Annotated in this window: 12 protein-coding genes; 7 read left to right on the forward strand and 5 right to left on the reverse strand. The window is 69.0% G+C overall.

The window, feature by feature from the left end:
* Window positions 1–5: 5 nt before the first annotated feature.
* Genes E8A74_RS25575 through E8A74_RS25590 form a run of 4 tightly spaced genes read left to right on the forward strand, consistent with a single transcriptional unit; the run spans window position 6 to window position 5,743 of the window.
* Window positions 6–2,438 carry a DUF2169 family type VI secretion system accessory protein gene (locus E8A74_RS25575; RefSeq protein ID WP_136931689.1) on the forward strand — a complete coding sequence of 811 codons (2,433 nt, stop codon included), beginning with the start codon at window positions 6–8 and terminating at the stop codon, window positions 2,436–2,438.
* Window positions 2,435–4,114, forward strand: a complete 1,680-nt coding sequence (locus E8A74_RS25580; protein WP_136931690.1) for a pentapeptide repeat-containing protein — start codon at window positions 2,435–2,437, stop codon at window positions 4,112–4,114. The genes E8A74_RS25575 and E8A74_RS25580 overlap by 4 nt, the downstream gene beginning before the upstream one ends.
* 11 nt (window positions 4,115–4,125) lie before the next feature.
* Complete coding sequence (locus E8A74_RS25585) at window positions 4,126–4,671, forward strand: DUF3540 domain-containing protein (RefSeq protein ID WP_136931691.1); 546 nt, start codon at window positions 4,126–4,128, stop codon at window positions 4,669–4,671.
* 13 nt (window positions 4,672–4,684) lie between these two features.
* On the forward strand, window positions 4,685–5,743 hold the full coding sequence (locus tag E8A74_RS25590; protein ID WP_136931692.1) for a S41 family peptidase: 1,059 nt from the start codon (window positions 4,685–4,687) through the stop codon (window positions 5,741–5,743).
* Here E8A74_RS25590 and E8A74_RS25595 read toward each other — a convergent pair whose 3' ends face one another.
* From E8A74_RS25595 to E8A74_RS25605, 3 genes are read right to left on the reverse strand one after another with little or no spacing between them, the layout of a single operon-like run.
* Complete coding sequence (locus E8A74_RS25595) at window positions 5,744–7,429, reverse strand: DUF2169 family type VI secretion system accessory protein (protein WP_136931693.1); 1,686 nt, start codon at window positions 7,427–7,429, stop codon at window positions 5,744–5,746. It abuts the gene before it with no gap.
* Between the two features lie 51 nt (window positions 7,430–7,480).
* Complete coding sequence (locus tag E8A74_RS25600; protein ID WP_136931694.1) at window positions 7,481–8,866, reverse strand: SGNH/GDSL hydrolase family protein; 1,386 nt, start codon at window positions 8,864–8,866, stop codon at window positions 7,481–7,483.
* Window positions 8,867–8,877: 11 nt separating this feature from the next.
* Window positions 8,878–10,134 (reverse strand): hypothetical protein, encoded by a 1,257-nt coding sequence (locus tag E8A74_RS25605; RefSeq protein ID WP_136931695.1) that lies wholly within the window; start codon window positions 10,132–10,134, stop codon window positions 8,878–8,880.
* Window positions 10,135–10,354: 220 nt separating this feature from the next.
* On the opposite strand from E8A74_RS25605, the gene E8A74_RS25610 reads away from it, so the two are divergent.
* Window positions 10,355–11,554, forward strand: a complete 1,200-nt coding sequence (locus E8A74_RS25610) for a hypothetical protein (RefSeq protein ID WP_136931696.1) — start codon at window positions 10,355–10,357, stop codon at window positions 11,552–11,554.
* On the opposite strand, the gene E8A74_RS25615 is transcribed toward E8A74_RS25610, so the two are convergent.
* Window positions 11,547–12,881 (reverse strand): ATP-binding protein, encoded by a 1,335-nt coding sequence (locus E8A74_RS25615; protein ID WP_170229360.1) that lies wholly within the window; start codon window positions 12,879–12,881, stop codon window positions 11,547–11,549. The genes E8A74_RS25610 and E8A74_RS25615 overlap by 8 nt on opposite strands.
* A 101-nt stretch (window positions 12,882–12,982) precedes the next feature.
* On the opposite strand from E8A74_RS25615, the gene E8A74_RS25620 reads away from it, so the two are divergent.
* The gene (locus tag E8A74_RS25620; protein WP_136931698.1) at window positions 12,983–13,534 is read left to right on the forward strand and encodes a hypothetical protein; all 552 of its coding nucleotides are present in this window, start codon (window positions 12,983–12,985) and stop codon (window positions 13,532–13,534) included.
* Here the strand turns inward: E8A74_RS25620 and E8A74_RS25625 are convergent.
* A complete protein-coding gene (locus tag E8A74_RS25625; RefSeq protein ID WP_136931699.1) occupies window positions 13,525–13,833 on the reverse strand; it encodes a hypothetical protein in 309 nt (102 codons plus the stop codon). The two genes, E8A74_RS25620 and E8A74_RS25625, sit on opposite strands and share 10 nt — an antisense overlap.
* Window positions 13,834–14,112: 279 nt before the next feature.
* Between E8A74_RS25625 and E8A74_RS54075 the strand changes: the two genes are divergently transcribed.
* The gene (locus E8A74_RS54075; protein ID WP_211365446.1) at window positions 14,113–14,697 is read left to right on the forward strand and encodes a hypothetical protein; all 585 of its coding nucleotides are present in this window, start codon (window positions 14,113–14,115) and stop codon (window positions 14,695–14,697) included.
* Window positions 14,698–15,410: the final 713 nt, after the last annotated feature.

Raw genomic sequence — 15,410 nt, forward strand, 5'->3', positions numbered from 1 at the left:
TGCGCATGCTCCGGAAAAACCTCACCCCCTTCCTCGTCGGGACGAAGCTCACCTCGCGGCGCCCGCCGCAGCCGGAGATGACCGTCGTCGTCCGCGCGACGTATGCCGTGGGGCCCGGCGGCGCGCTCACGGTCGTCGAGGAGACGATCGATCAGCGGTTTCTCTCGGGCGAAACGTTCGTCGACGGGGACGACGACCGCACGGGGGAATCCCTCTTCGCCAGCGACTTCGCTGATTTCAAGCTGAACGCCGAGGTCTTCTTCAAGGGCCATTGCCACGCCGCCGGCGGCGTCCCGCTCACCGAATGCCTCGTCAGGTTCGCCGTCGGCGCCTGGTCGAAGACGTTGCGCGTCGTCGGGCGGCGCGCCTGGTCCGACAAACTCCCCGGCGCCGTCCCCTCGGCCCCGCTCGGCTTCACCAAGATGCCGCTCACCTGGGCGAACGCATTCGGCGGCCCTGGTTTTCCGGACAACCCCGTCGGCAAGGGGCTCGGCGACGAGCTGCCGAGTGTCGAATACCCCGATGTGCCGGTCCGGAACCGCGGGGATCGCCCGATTCCGGCAGGGTTCGGCCCCGTCAGCCCCTTCTGGCCCACCCGCGCGGGCAAGCTCGGCAAGGACTACGGAAAAACCTGGCAGGACAAACGATCGCCGTTTTACGCAGAGGATTTCGACTGGACGCACTTCCACGCCGCGCCCCCGGATCAGCAGCTCCCCGGGTATCTGCGCGGCGATGAGGAACTCCTCTTCCAGAACCTCTCCGCCACGGAGCCCACGCTGCGCACGCGCCTGCCCGGCACGCGTGTCCGCGCCTTCGTGCACGACGACGCCGGCCGCTTCCGCGAGGTGCCGATGTCGCTCGATACCTTGCTCGCCGACCTCGATCGCAACGTCCTCGAATTGACGTTCCGCGGCGTCGTCGAGGTACGCGAGCACGATTTCGAGGACATCCGCACGATGCTCGTCGTCCAGGAGCAGTTCGGCACGAAACCTCTGCCCGAGGCCCATTACCGGGACATCCTCCTCGCCTTCGAGAAGGACCCGGTCGGGCTCGCCGCGGCCATGCCGCCCGATTTCGCCGACGTCATCGCCCGCGCGGAGGCCGAGCGGCGCGGCGAGTTGCCCCCCTTGCGCGCGGACCTCGACCCCGTCTCGGCGAAGCTCGATCAGAAACTCGGCGCGTTCGGCGCGGGCATGGTCGCGGAGGTCGGCAAGAGCATCGCGGGGGCGCGCGAGAAGACCAAGGAGCACCGCGATATCGAGCCCGAGCTCGCGAAGGCCGCGCAATCGCTCGACGACGCGCCGCCCTCCATGACGATCCGGAAGCCCGGCGTCCTGCCGCCGCTCGGCTTGCGCAAGAGCATGCGCGGCATGCTCGAGGAGGCCACGCGCATCCGGAAGAGCCTTTCGGACAAGGAGATCTCCGCGGACGAACGCGCGAAGATCGAAAAGAAGATCGTCGAGCTCGAGGCCGTCCCGCACGACCCCCGCTGGAAGGAGATGGATCCCGCCTACAGCCCGCCCACGGGCCCCGTCTCGACGGACGAACCCGGGCCGGGGCGTGATCTCTCCGAGCAGGACCTCACGGGACGCGATCTGCGGGGCCTCGATTTGCGCGGCGCGAACCTCGAAGGCGCGATCCTCACGCGCGCCGACCTCTCCGGCGCGGATCTCTCGGGCGCGAACCTGCGCGACGCCGTGCTCTTCAAGACGAACCTCGAAGGCGCGCGCCTCGTCTCGGCGGATCTCCGGCGCGCGAACCTCGCGCGTGTCCGCGCCAAGCATGCCGATTTCACCCGCGCGTTCCTGGAAACGGCCTTTTTCGAGGACGGGGACCTCGAAGGCGCCACGCTCGCGCACGCGAGCGGCCCCTATGTTGTGTTCACCCGGACGAACCTCGTGGCCGCCCGCGCCGAAGGGGCCGATTTCGAGCGCGCCGATTTCACCGAGGCGATCCTCGACGGCGCCTCCTTCGAGCGCGCCTCGCTCGTCTCCGCGCTCCTGTCGCGTGTTCGCGGCCGGAAGGCGCGGCTCACCGGCGCGCGCATCGGAGGCGCGAGTTTCCACGACGCGCACCTCGTGCTCGCTTCGCTCGCGGACACCTCCGGCGAGAAGGTCCTCCTCGAAGGCGCGAACCTCGAAGACGCCGACCTCTCCCACGCCGATCTCCCTGGCTCCCATTTCACCCGCGTCTCCGCCACTGCGGCCTCGTTCGTCCGGGCGAACCTCCCGGGGAGCCGGTTCTACAAGGCGAAATTCGACGGTGTGGACGCGACACAGGCCAATTTCTTCCAGGCTGATTTTTCGAGGGCGCTCGTGAGCCGAACGAAGTTCGTGAAGGCAAACCTCTACGAGTCGAATTTCACCGCCGCGCAAGGCAAGGACGCCGATTTCAACGGCGCGAACTTGAAACAATCCACCCTGGAGCGTGGCGCGTGAGCCCGGCCGAGCTCGCCGCGCGCCTCCGATCGGGCGAGGGCTTCGAGGGCAAGACCCTCGACGGCGTGGATCTCCGCGGCCAGGACCTCGGCGCCGCGAAACTCGCGAAGGCCAAGCTCCGGGGCGTGCGGCTCGACGGCGCTTCCTTGCGCGGCGCGAACCTCGAAGAGGCCGAGGTCATCGACACCTCGCTCGAAAGCGCGAACCTCGAAGGCGCGCTCCTCAGAGACGCAAAATTCCTACGCGTGAGCTTCGCGGGCGCGAGCCTCGCCATGGCCGATCTGCGCCGCGCCGTCCTGCCGCGGGCGAACCTCACGCGGGCGCGGCTCTGGAAGACGGACTTCTCGGAGGCCGTGCTCGAAGGCGCGAACCTCGCGGGCGCGGATCTCGAGGGCGCCGCCTTCCACCGCACGGTGTTGCTCGGGGCAAACCTCACGGACGCGAACCTCCACGGCGTTCGCATGACGGAGACCGTCCTCGCGCGCGCGCGGCTCGTCCGGGCAAACCTCGACGGCGCGACGCTCGACGTGGTGCTCTTCCACGACGCCGATCTGCGGGGCGCGACGTTGCCCAAGGTCCTCGGCAAATGCCAGCTCGACCGGGCGATCCTGAGCAAGCTCGATCGGAGTCGCGAGGATGGAACCGTGCTCCCGGCCGAGGCGGGCGAGGCCGATCGCGCGGATCTCACGGGCAAAGACCTCTTCTTCGCCTCGCTGCGGGGCATCTGCTTGCGCGACGCGCGCCTCGCGGGGGCGAACCTCGAAATGGCGGACATGTCGGGCGGCGATCTCACGGGCGCGGATCTCACCGGCGCGAATTTGAAGCGCGCGATCCTCCCGGGCGCCAAGCTCGGCCTCGTCAACCTCGCGGGGCAAGACCTCGAAATGACGACGCTCACCGACGCCGACCTCTCGGGCGCGAGCCTCGAAGGCGCGCGGCTCGTGATGACCCAGCTCGATCGGGCGGTCCTCGCGGGGACGGTCCTCTCGCACGCATTCTTGTGGGGCGCGAGCGTCCGCGGGGCGAGCCTCGAAGGCGCGAAGCTCGAGCGGACCACGTTCAAGACCGTGGATTTCGGCGAGATGGACCTCCGGAACCTGCGCCTCGCCGGCCTCTCCATGCACCGCTGCTCGTTTCTCAAATCGAACCTCCGCGGCATGAACCTCGCCGGCTGCGATTTCACGCACGCCGATTTCACGGACGCGGATCTGACGGGCGCGAAGCTCACGAACGCCACGGCCACGCAGGCCTGTTTTGCGCGCACGCGGCTCGAAACGGCCGACCTCACGGGGTTGCAAGCCAAGGGCGCGTTTTTCGGGGACGCTGCGGCCGCGGGAGCGCGTTTTACCGGCGGGCGGCTCCGGCACGCGACGTTCACCGGCGCGGAGGCGGGCTTCGCCCATTTCGGCGGCGCAGATCTGCGCGAGACGCTCTGGGTGCGCTCGAAGGCGAAAGGCGCGATCTTCGGCGGGGCGAAGCTCACCCACGCGGACCTCTCCCACGCCGACGTGCGCGAGGCCGATTTCTCGACGGCGAACCTCTCCCACGCCAACCTGCACAACGTCCGGGATTCGGGCGCGCTCTTCGTGGGCACGAACGTGCTCGGCGTCCGCCGCACCGATCTCGATAGGCTCGAAGCGGAGGCGTACAGGCCCCCGCCGCGCGAAGGAACCTGAAGGAGACCCCGATGTCGAACGTGGCGCGATTGCGTTTCGAAGAAACCGCGGACAAGGGCCTCTACCTCGGCCCGGCGACGGTCGCGACCGTTCGTCCCGCCGAAATCGAGGTCGACCTCCCGAAAGGCGGCAAGGTCCACGCGCGCCTCGCCCTCGCGTATACGTACGAGCCTGTGCCCGGCGACGAGGTGCTCGTCATTGGCAATGCCGAGGGCCACTGGATCATCGGCGTCGTGCACGCCCGGGGCCCCGCGGTCCTGCATTTCCCCGCCGACGCGGAGCTCCGCGCCGCAGGGACGCTCCGGATCGCCGCGGATCGCGGGGTCGAGATCGCCGCGCCCGAGCTCTCCGTGACGACGAAGAAGATTCGCACGATCGCCTCCGAGGTCGTCCAGGCGTTCACCACGCTGCGCCAGCGCGTCACGGAGCTCCTCAGTGTGCAAGCGGGACAAACGCACACGGTCGTCGAGGGCTCGATGCATTCACAGGCGAAGAGCGCGACGATCCTCACCGAGGAAAAAGTCTCGATCAACGGCAAGGAAGTCCACCTGGGCTAGGAGGCGCTCTGCCATGCTCCCTGCATCGAACCGCGGCGTCGGGATGAATTTCGGGTTTCCGGACGTGTGCCTCACGCCGACGCCGGTCGGCCCCGTCCCCATTCCGTACCCGAACATCGCGATGAACGCGCAGGCCTCGGTGTTCTCGCCGATCGTCAAGGTCTCGGGCGTCCACGCGCTGAACCTCGGGTCGATCATCGCGATGACCTCCGGCGACGAACCCGGCACGGCGCACTGGACCGTCAAGGGTCCGGGCAAATACATCATGGGCAATCCGGTCGTATTCGTCGACAGGATGCCCGCGATCAACCTGACCTGCCCGACGATGGGCAACACCGGGAACAACGCCCTCGGCGCGGTCGTCGTCCCGAGCGCCGTGAACGTGTTTTACACGTACGCACATTCCCCCGCCGCGATCTCGCCGGACAACGTCTCGGCCGCGCGCGCCGCGGCCCTCGGCGATGCCATCCTCGGCCGCGCGGGTACGGCGCCGCTCACGGCCGCGATGCTCGACGACGGGATCGGATACGTGCGGGTCGCGGTCGTCACGACGGACATCACGAGCCGCTTTCACGTGGCAGCGCGCGATCTCGAATCGAAAGGCGCGCGTGCGCTCGTCCTCGATCTCGCCGGTTGCCCGGGCGGGGACCTCGACGCGCTCATCGCGTGGGCGGCGACGTTCCTCGATGAAGGTGCGGAGATCGTCCGAATCGAGGACGCCGAAGGGGACGAGCTCGTCCACCACGCGCACTTGCCCGCATCGTACACGATGCCCCTCGTCGTGCTCGTCGACGGCGGGACGGGCTCGGCCGCGGAAATCCTCGCCGCGGCCCTGAAGGCCCACGGCCGCGCGCTCGTCATCGGCCACCGAACGCACGGAAAAGGCAGCGCGCAGCGTCTCGTCCCGGGCGAGGAGGACTCGTTCGCTTATCGCACGGCCGCGCATTGCACCGGGCCGGGGGGGATTGCAATCGACGGCGTCGGCGTCGCGCCCGACGTCGTGATCGAGGGCGACTTCGGCCCCGCGTGGCTCGCGGCCGCGTGCGACGCGGCCCGCGCCCGTCTGTCCTGACTAACTCTTTTTCTTGGGGGGCCCAAACCCACCATACAGCGACTTGTTGACCGCCGGCTTCGGCGGGATCCGCGGCGGCGGGGGCTTCGGGATTTCGACCTTCGGCTCCTTCGGGGACTCCGCCCACGGATCGGTCCGCGCGGGGCGCGGCGGCAACGGCGGAGGCGTCGCCGCGGCCGGAGGCGTCGCCGCGACCGGAGGCGCAGCAGCAGCCGGAGGCGCAGCAACGGCCGGCTCGGGGCTCGGCGTGCGCGCGCTCGGCGGCGGGGGCGGCGGCTCGGCGGCCACCTCCGAAAAATCGAGATTCGCCAGATCGGCCGTGAACGAGAGGGCGCGCGTCGCCTCCTCGACGATCGGCATCGGGGCCGCCTCGACGATGACCTTGGACCAGGGCGCGCCCGGAATGGGAGCGCTCTGGCCCGCGTGCGAAGCGGCTTGGGCCCTTCCTGCAAACGGAATGGCTGGTTTTTGCTGCGCCGCCACGGCCGCATCCCCGTCGAGGGCATATGTCCCTTCCATCGGGTTTTCCTCGCGCCTCTGCGCGAATGGCATGGCATTCGAAGGACCCGTGATCACGTCTTCGAGCACCATCGTCGATTCGTCGCCGCCGCGCGACCACGTATCGCTGCGGGCCGTGGTCGTCGCCAGGTCGTCGACCGTGCCGACCAGGGATGGCCCCTTCTTTTCCGGTACCGGCGGCGGGGTCAAGAGGTGCGCGAGCGGGCGCCCCTCGGTCTCGATGCCAGCCGCGACCCGCAAACTGCCGAGGGCTCGCTCGTCGTCGAGCGGCACGACGACACGACAAACGAGCGAACAGCGCAGCGTATCGGCGTCGATGCGCAGGATGTCCGGCCGCATTGCGACCGTACGCGCGGCCTCGGGCGCGCTCGACGACAGGCCAAACAGCGTCACGAGGCCCCGCGCGGTGGGCAGGCGTGACGAGATCCGCGGATGCTCCGGGTGCAGCCCTTCGAGCACGATCCATTCATTGCCCACGAGGGATTCGATCTGCTGATCGGGCGGCGCGGCCTGAAAATAACTCCAATCGAATTCGGCCGGGATCTCCGGCACGGGCTGATCGAGCGCCAGGGGCGAAAGCGCGCCGAGGAGCGATTTGCGTTGCGCGAGCGCGCGCGAGATCGGCCCGAAGCCCGCGACGAGGCTCCCGTCCGTCGGGTACACGATGTTCGGCGGCACGGATCCAGGCGCTTTGCCCGTTCCGTGCGGGTTCGGCCGGAAGCCGATGCCGCCGAGGGCTCGCTCGTAGACGAGGGGAATCTTGTCGAAGGGCGTGATCTCGGCGCCCTTGCGATCGCCGTAGACGTGCAACGTCTTGTCGAAGAGCGCACGACCATGGAAGACGGCGAGGCGCACGACCTGCCGGGTCACGGTGGTCCCCGCGGGCGCGCAAGCGTGCCCGGAAAGCACGATATCGACGCGCGGCAGGTGCGGCACGACATCACTCGTGGCGCGAATGCTGCGCGTCGGGTTGTCGCGGTGGTGCATCTCGGCGCGGAACAGCTCTTCCGGGGCGATGGACTGCATCGGCTCGTTGGGAACGAGCTTGAACGTGGCCTTTAGCACGCACGTGAGATGCAGTTTTCCAGCGTGACGGAAGACGGCCGTTCCCCCCTTCGAGGGTCCGACGGTCGTGATGGGGACGGGCCAGTGGGCGACGAGGGCCATTGGTGCGGAGCGTATCACGAGCTTGGCCGATGGGGCCGGGGATTCGCCCGTTCAGTCGACCGCGACCACGGTGAGCAGGTAGGGCCCAGGCAAAGGCCCGGACGCGCTCACGTAGGTATCTGCGGAGATCCAGAACGTGCCCGGACCCGCGCTCACGTCGAGCACTTTGTCGGCGCGCGCGACGCAAAGCTCCGCGCCGCCCGGGTCGTCCATGAAGTGCACGTCGATATCGACGCCCGCGGCATCGAACACGCGAATGCGCAGCTTCGTCGGCTCCTTCAGCGCGATCCGGTAGACGACCTCGGCTCCGCCCTCGTCGACGGGGCTGCACGAATACTGGTTCGCGACCGAGGTCTTGCTCGCCGTGGTATCGCGATCGTCCACGAAAGGCAGCCCGTCGATCTCGAAGGGGCTCGCCCACGACCCCTCGCCCACGAGGTCCTTGGGCCGCGGCTCGGGCGCCTCGCCATCGAGCAAGAAACGCCGGGCGCGATCGAGGGCCTCGATCGTGAGCAGGTTTCGCCGGTTCATTCCCTCGCCGAGGCCCGCGGCATCAAACCAGCAGGCGTGTACGCCGCCCTGGGCGAACGATTGCAGGTGAACGCCGTCGCCGACGAGGCCGAAATCGGATACCTCGGCGAGGGTGCCGAAGAGGTCCATGAGCGGCGCTTGCCGGGCCTGGGCCACGGCGCGGACGACGGCGTTCATCTCGGGGACGAGCGCGCGGGCCTCGTCGGTATCGTCGCGCTGGGGCAAGGTGGTGAGCAGTGGGACGACGCTGGCCGCGGCGAGCTCGTCGACGACACGAAGGAGGTTTTGGGCGAAGGGCTCGACGCCTTGTGGATAGGTATCGTTCGTGCCGAGCAGGACGACGGCGAAGGCCGGCGTGATCGCCGCAATCTCCTGGTCGATCGGCGAAGGATCCCCGGCGAGCACGGCCCCCGAGGACCAGCCGACCTTCGCGGCCAGGGTCGTCCGTTCGAATGAGGTCTTTGCCCCGTCGGCGAGGTCTTTCCCGAAAAACGCGCGCGTGGGCTCGAGCGCGGCGCTCGCGCCCCACTGGACGTCATTGCCGCCGAAGCACGTCAAAAACCCGGTGTTGACGGTATTCGAATCGCCGACCTTGGCAAACACGGACGTCCGCCCGGGGCTGGTGGCGAGGATGCCTTTCCATCGCTCGACGACGGTCTTCGCGAGGGGCGAATGCCTCAGGCCGTGCGGATATCGAATCGGTCCGGACGGTTCGGGCGTGCTGCCGCCGCCGCCGCCGCTGCCGCCACCGCTCCCGCCGCCGCCTCCGGTCCCGCTTCCGCTCCCGCCGCCGCCCCCGCTTCCGCTCGCGCTTCCGTCGGGCGGCGATGCATTCGGTCCGTCCGGGGAACAGGCCAGGGCGAGCAGGACGAACGGCAGGGCGAGGGCCGGACGTAGCGCGATCATGACCGGGGAGATTACTTCTTCGCGTGATGCCGCGCGAGCCACAACCGCGCGATCGGAGGCAGCTCCTCCTCGTCCGCGAGCGCCGCGTCGTCTTCGAGCAGCGCGAGGATCTGCGTCGCCGTGAGCCGATTGTACTCGTCGAGCGTGGCATCCTCCGCCCAGGCCGCGAGCCTCGCGGCGATCGGCGCCGCGCGCCCCGACTCCTTGATCGATCGCACGAGCCGGTATCCGCCGAGCTCCCCCTCGCGCGAGACCCCGCCGAACCGGATCACGAGGCCGAGCAGGAACGTATCCACGTCGAGCCCGGTCTCGGTGAGCCGCTCGGCCTCGGTCGCGTGCGCGGCCTCGCCATAACTCGAATAGGCGACCCGGTCGAACTGATCCCCCATGATCCGGAGCTGGAGCTGCAGGAAACAGCCGAGCTTCCCCATGTCGTAACAAAGATCGGCATATTCGCGCGCGACCTGCGCAGGCCGAGAATCCATCGAGCAGCGCCCCATCGGGCGCCAGATCCGATAATACGAGAGCGCCTTTTCCTTGTCGCCCGCAGCCCGCGCGGCCGCGAGCTTCGCCCCCGCCTCCTCCTCGTCCGTGGCCCGCTCGTCGTCGTACACCGGCGGATCCGTCGCGAGCAGCGCGGCCACGTATGCCCAGGCGTCGAGCGCCTCCATCAAAAGCCGGCCTGCAGGCGAGACGTACGCCGGCTCGATCCGGATCCGCGACGCGCCTTTCTCGAAGACGAACGGCACGCCCGCCTCGGCCCGCTCCATCGAGCCCGTCACGAGCATCCATCCGGAACGGCTCCCGAGGCGCGCCTCGCTGTAGGCGTCGTCCGTCTCCGCGAATTCGACACGCAGCGCGTACGTCTCGGCCTCGACCTCGCGCTCGACGGAGAGCACCACGTCGTCGACCTCCACGTGACCACCGTCCACCTCCTTGACGATACGGCCCTGGACGAGGCGAATGGGTTTGGCCTGGCGATCCGCCTGCTCGTAGGCGGACTGGAATTGCGCCATGCCCGGCCAGGACCAGCGCGGGTGCGCGTGCGGGCTCCGTGGAAACCGCGGGCGTTCTTCGGCCGTGATGAGCGGCGCGTTCTTCTTCGAGGACGAGCGATGCGAAGGCGTGCACTCGAGCCCCGCCACGACCGAGAGCGCCGCCCCGAGGACGAGCGCGACCCGCGCGACACCGGCCCCGCCGCGGGCCTCCCGGGCCTCGCCCGCCGGCCCCTCGCCCTGCCCCCTGCCCTCGCGCCTCGAAGCGTCCATGCCCGAAACCTCCGTCCGATCCACCCGGTGATCCCCCGGGCCGAAGTGCTCAGACGTCCGAGGAGGCGCGCGGGTTCCGGAAAAATGAGCCTTTCCAGCCCTCCGGCCGCCGGAGCGGACGATGGCAGAATCGTGCCCGCCGCGCTTGTGCCCTGCCAAGCCCATCCGCTAAGCTCCGCGCCCGCCGGCAGGACGCCGGTAAAACCACCTGGAAGAAGCCATGATCCACCTCCGCAAAGCTCTACCGCTCCTCGCCCTCGGCCTCGGGCTCGGGTGTGGTGGCGCATCGCAGACCGGCCCGGCCCAGGGCCCGACGGGCCCGGTCTCCACGCAGCAGCGCATCGTGAACATCATCCCCATCGATCTCGGCGTTTGTTTCCAGCAAGCGCCCGCCCTGCCGGAGAAGATCAACGGCGAGGTGCTCACCGGCGTGCTCGTCGCGGCCCGGCCGTTCGTCATGGAATGCCTCGTCGACCCGAAGAACCGCGGCCCCGCGGACGAGACGAACCTCGCCCTCAAGACCACCCTCTCGGGCGGCAAGCTCGCGCACGCCATCACCGGCCAGAACGTCACGCCCGCCGGCGAGCAATGCATCAAGGCCGCCGTCGACAAGTTCGCCGCCACGGCCCCCGAGTGGGAGAAAAAAGCCGCGGCCGCGAACAGCGTGACCGCCGAGGTGCAATACAAACACATCGCCAGCGTGATGCCCACGGTCAAGATGGGCGTCAGCGAGGCCTCCGACGTGACCGGCGCGATCCGGCTCGCGCAGGGCAGCTTCTGCGATTGTTATGAACCCTGGAAGAGCGCGGATCCGGTCCTCCTCAAGGCCCAGGTCAAGCTCACGCAGACGGCCGCGCCGGCCGTGACGATCGAGCCGCCGACGGATCCGAACGGGACGCAGGTCGCCGCGTGCCTGCAACCGAAGGTCGCCGCGCTCCCGCTGAAGACGACGTCGACCGAGCTCACGGCGCCCTACACGTTCATGTTCCTGAGCTCCGCGCGCGAGGGCCTGTTCCAGGGCGCCCCGCCCCCGATCGCGTTCGCGCAGTACGAGCTCGTGCGCAACCAGCGCCTCGCCGCAGCCGTCATCGCCATGGGCGCGCGCACGCAGGCCGCCGAGGCGTACGACGCGCTCGTTGCCAAGTACAAGAAGGACACGGCCAGCGTGACGCTGGAGCAGCTCAAGAACGGCTGCGGGGCGCTCACGCAGGCCGACGACGGCTACATCGCCGTGCTCCAGAAGCAGCTCGAACTCGAACAGAGCGCCGTCGCGATGTTCACCGATTTCGCCGCGAAGGACGCCGCCTGGGCGACCGTCAAGGACGCCACGCAGATCAACGTGGACGAGACGAAAAAGGAGATCGAGAACGGCAAGAAGTTCAAAGAGTCCGATCTCCAGGCCTGCCCGAAGGTCAAGTAACCCCGCCTTTTTCCGATCCCCGGAACTTCAACCGAAACGCCGTGGCGTACGTCTCCACCGGGGGCGGCGTCACGCTCGCGTTCGTCGCGATGATCTGCGAGGCCCACATCCGCTCGGCCACGCCGCACCCATCCTCGAGCTCCCGCCCCGATCGCCCCTCGGCCTTTTCCGCGAGCGAACGAAGCTCCTCCGGGCCGAGGTGCTTCGCATAATAGGCGAGGATGGCCGCCCGCTCCTCCGCGTCCGGGAGCGGGAAATGGACGAAAAGATTGAAGCGGCTGAGGAGCGCCGGATCCAGGTCGTCCTTGCGGTTCGTCGCGCCAATCACCACCACGTTGCTCGTATCGACGAGCCCTTGCATCTGGCGGAGCAGCACCGAGAGGATCCGCCGCGTCCCCTCGTGCATCGCGCGATCGCGCGAGCCGGCGAAGGCGTCGATCTCGTCGAGGAACACGATGCTCCGCGGGAGCGCGCCCGCCCGGTCGAAGATCTGGTCGAGCCGCTTCTCCGACTCGCCGAACCATTTGCTCATGATCGACTCGACGGGCACGTAGACGAGCGGGATCCCGCTCTGGCTCGCGATGATCCGCGCCATCGTGGTCTTGCCCGTGCCCGGCGGCCCTTCGAAAAGCACGGCGCGCGGCACGCTCGCGCCCGGCCGCGTCCGGGCCATTTCGCCGACGGCCATGAAGATCTCGGGGTGCAGGAGCGGCAGGACGATGGTCTCGCGCACCTCGCGCTTCGTGCGCTCGTACCCGGCGATGCGATCCTCCGAAAATGCGGGGCTCGCCTCGAACACGACGGCGCCGAGCTCGGCGAGCTTCTGCTTGGGCGAGCTCGCGTTCGCCGCGTCGCCCGTGTGAAAGGCATATCGGCGCAGCACGTCGAGGATACAATTGATCTCCTCTTGCAAGAGGAGCGCCTCTTTCTCGAACGAAACCACGCCGTGCCCCTTCGGGTCGAACCGGAACGTCACCTTCATCGGCGGCGGGAGCTCGGGGGCCTCGCCCGGCTTCTTCCGGTCGGACATCCGGCGCTCGAAGGGGCTGTGATGATCCGCGACGACCACGACCCCGAAATAGCTGCGGCGGAACTCCGTGAAGTACCGGAAGTACTGCGCGAGCACGTCCACGATGGGGAAAAACGCCTCCTTGGGCAGGCTCTGAAACGAAAGCTCGATCGTGATCGTGGACTTCTTGTAGGAGATCGCAGGAAGCTGCGCGTTGACGAGATCCGGGCTCGCGGACGCGAGGCAAGCGACGGCGCCGACGTCGAGTTGCTGCTTGATCTGGTCGTACGGGAGGAGCTGCGAGGCAGGATCGGGCATCGTCGTGTTTCCAGCGGCGGCATGAAAGCGCCGGCGCGCCTGCCTGTCAAACGGTAAGGAGCGGACGGAAACCGGCATGGAAATTGGTATGCGCAGGGGACATGTACGAACATGGAACGTCATTCGCCGCGGCCGTCGCTCTGCTCGTCTCGCTCGGCTCGCAGGCCCAACCCACGCGCGACGCGGAGGCGCCGGGCGACGGCTGCTTCACGAGCCTCGTCGTCCGCTTCGACGCGCTCGTCTCGAATCCCGGCGGCGAGAACGCCCACCACATCGAGCTTTTCCTCGACGGCAAACCCTGCATCGACATCACCCCCGAGGGCCGGGCCTGCGAGATGCGAGCGCCGCCGGACGCCGTGTGTGACGTCATTGCCCCGCTCTCGATCGCCGAGGGATGGTGCAACCGCGCCGAGGACGGCGCGTGGAGCGCCCATTTCCAGGTCCTTTCGAGCCGCCTGCTCGCCGACGACGTGACCCACGCGCTGACGGCGTATGTCACGACCCCCGAGGGGACCACGGTGCGCGAGGCGCCCGTCGACGTATCACGTTACCATCCGTGGGATCCGCGCGGGTCCTCGGTCACGTGTTTCCAGGGAAATGCCACGTTCGCGCGCACGGCCTCTGCCCTCGAAAAACGGCCCTCTCAGGGCTGAACCACGCGCGTCGTCCCCTCGCCGTCGGGGCCGACCCACCGCTCGGGCCGGCACAGGAGCACCGCGCAGAGCGTCTCGCAGTTGAACGGCCACCATCGATAATCGCCGCGCAGACACCCGCGCATGCAGCGCGCGCACAGGGTCGGCTCGGCGGCGAGGGCGCCTCGCGCCTCCGAGGTCCCCGCGCGCGCCTCGCTCCCCGGCGCCCCGCGCGCCTCCGCGCGCGCCGAGGCCCCCGCGAGCACGCACGCCGCTCCGATCATGCAGGCCAGCATCGTCCCCCCCATGCGCTTTCTCATGGTTCACCTCGATCGTTTCCTTGGGTGACGGAATGCCGTGTCAATGGAAGCGCCCTCGAATCGGCTCTCCCATGTCGCCCGATTTGCCAACCGTGTCGCGCGCGCTGTGCCATTCCTGAACACGCGGGCGCCGAATGCACGCACGGGGAACGGTACGCGTCGTGCTCGATCCAGGAAATGGGGGGATCCACTCGTCTCCCCGAGCGGCCCCCGAGGGGGTTTGGGGGCGTCGCTCGGCATGTCCGAGGGGTGCCCCCGCACGTGAAAGGGAGGTACCGTATGTGGGCCAAGGGATTTGCGTTGCTCGGGCTCGCGCTCGGCGCCGCGATCATGGGGAGCGCCTGCGTGGCCGGCGAACCAACGGACGACGAGCTCGAGGCGGGCCTCCCCGTCACGGCCGCGGATGGAGAAGAGGACCTCGAAGCGGCGAAGGACGCGCTCTCCATCCAGGATTTCGCGAGGCTCCCGCGTTGCGGCGGATTCGCGGGGCTCCGGTGTCCCGGCAACTTGCGGTGCATCGATCTGCCGGGCGACGATTGTGATCCCGCCCGAGGCGGCGCGGATTGCATCGGCGTATGTGTTCCGGGACAACCGACGGGCGCCCGCTGCGCGAACCCGCGGCGACGCTACGTCTCCCGAGACCCTGACCGATGCGCAGCCATTCTGTTCCGCTGCGAGCCGGGGTCCAGGTCTTTCTACGACGAATGTGGCTGCGGCTGCCTGAGGAGCGCGTGGGGCCGCCCGGAGCCGGGCGGGGTGCGCTGCCGGGAGAACATTTGCGGCCCCGGCGAGTATTGCTGCAACGAGAGCTGCGGCATCTGCGCGCCCATCGGCGGCGTCTGTACGCAGGAGTTCTGCCCGTAGAAGGATTCCGTGGGTCGCCTCTTGGGGGCGCTGCGCTGGGGCTTTGCCCCAGGCCCCACCGGGGCTGTCCGCCCCTGGGCCCCGACCAGCGCAAGCGCTGGACGCGGGTTCGATGAACTGCGCGATGCGCAGTTCATCGAACCGTCAGGGTCAAGACGGGCGATGACCCCTGCCAGCCAAGGTCGCGGCGCTGCAGGACGGGGGGCGCAGAGCGCACGCGGGGATCTGCGGTATCGTAGAACGGGAGGCGGCCTCGCGGAGGGAGACTTGCAGCGCCGCAGGGCGGCGTCTCCGGAGCACGCTCGGGGACCTGCCGCGCCGTCGAGCAGGTGCAGGTGAGCGCAGCGGGCCGCCTGCGGCGCCGTAGGGCGGAGGACGCGCCCAGGGAGCAGCCGTTCACAACGCCCGAGGTCGGCGGACGCATGGGCGGGGACCAAGGTGCAGCGCGGCAGGCAGCCATCCGTGGGGAGCGATCGCGATCTTGCAGGTATGCAGGGCTTTCAGCGGGGACCCGGACGACGCGTAGGCCTCGAAGACGCCGCGCTGGGGCTTTGCCCCAGGCCCCACCCAGGGCTGTCCGCCCCGGGACCCGGACCAGGCACGGCCCTGAGCACTGGTCTCATCTTACGAGCCCATTCTCCCTGAGGACGCGCAGCATCTCTGCTGCGGGAGCTAGGCGTTCCAGGCCGCGACTGATGGTGACGGAGCCGGGG

The organism is Polyangium fumosum (assembly GCF_005144585.1).
Lineage (GTDB): Bacteria > Myxococcota_A > Polyangia > Polyangiales > Polyangiaceae > Polyangium > Polyangium fumosum.

Bases quoted from the DNA above. Each gene is read 5' to 3' on its own strand.
- E8A74_RS25575 (WP_136931689.1), top strand. From the start codon at position 6: ATGCTCCGGAAAAACCTCACCCCCTTCCTCGTCGGGACGAAGCTCACC.
- E8A74_RS25585 (WP_136931691.1), top strand. From the start codon at position 4,126: ATGTCGAACGTGGCGCGATTGCGTTTCGAAGAAACCGCGGACAAGGGC.
- E8A74_RS25590 (WP_136931692.1), top strand. From the start codon at position 4,685: ATGCTCCCTGCATCGAACCGCGGCGTCGGGATGAATTTCGGGTTTCCG.
- E8A74_RS25595 (WP_136931693.1), bottom strand. From the start codon at position 7,429: ATGGCCCTCGTCGCCCACTGGCCCGTCCCCATCACGACCGTCGGACCC.
- E8A74_RS25600 (WP_136931694.1), bottom strand. From the start codon at position 8,866: ATGATCGCGCTACGTCCGGCCCTCGCCCTGCCGTTCGTCCTGCTCGCC.
- E8A74_RS25605 (WP_136931695.1), bottom strand. From the start codon at position 10,134: ATGGACGCTTCGAGGCGCGAGGGCAGGGGGCAGGGCGAGGGGCCGGCG.
- E8A74_RS25610 (WP_136931696.1), top strand. From the start codon at position 10,355: ATGATCCACCTCCGCAAAGCTCTACCGCTCCTCGCCCTCGGCCTCGGG.
- E8A74_RS25615 (WP_170229360.1), bottom strand. From the start codon at position 12,881: ATGCCCGATCCTGCCTCGCAGCTCCTCCCGTACGACCAGATCAAGCAG.
- E8A74_RS25620 (WP_136931698.1), top strand. From the start codon at position 12,983: ATGTACGAACATGGAACGTCATTCGCCGCGGCCGTCGCTCTGCTCGTC.
- E8A74_RS25625 (WP_136931699.1), bottom strand. From the start codon at position 13,833: ATGAGAAAGCGCATGGGGGGGACGATGCTGGCCTGCATGATCGGAGCG.
- E8A74_RS54075 (WP_211365446.1), top strand. From the start codon at position 14,113: ATGTGGGCCAAGGGATTTGCGTTGCTCGGGCTCGCGCTCGGCGCCGCG.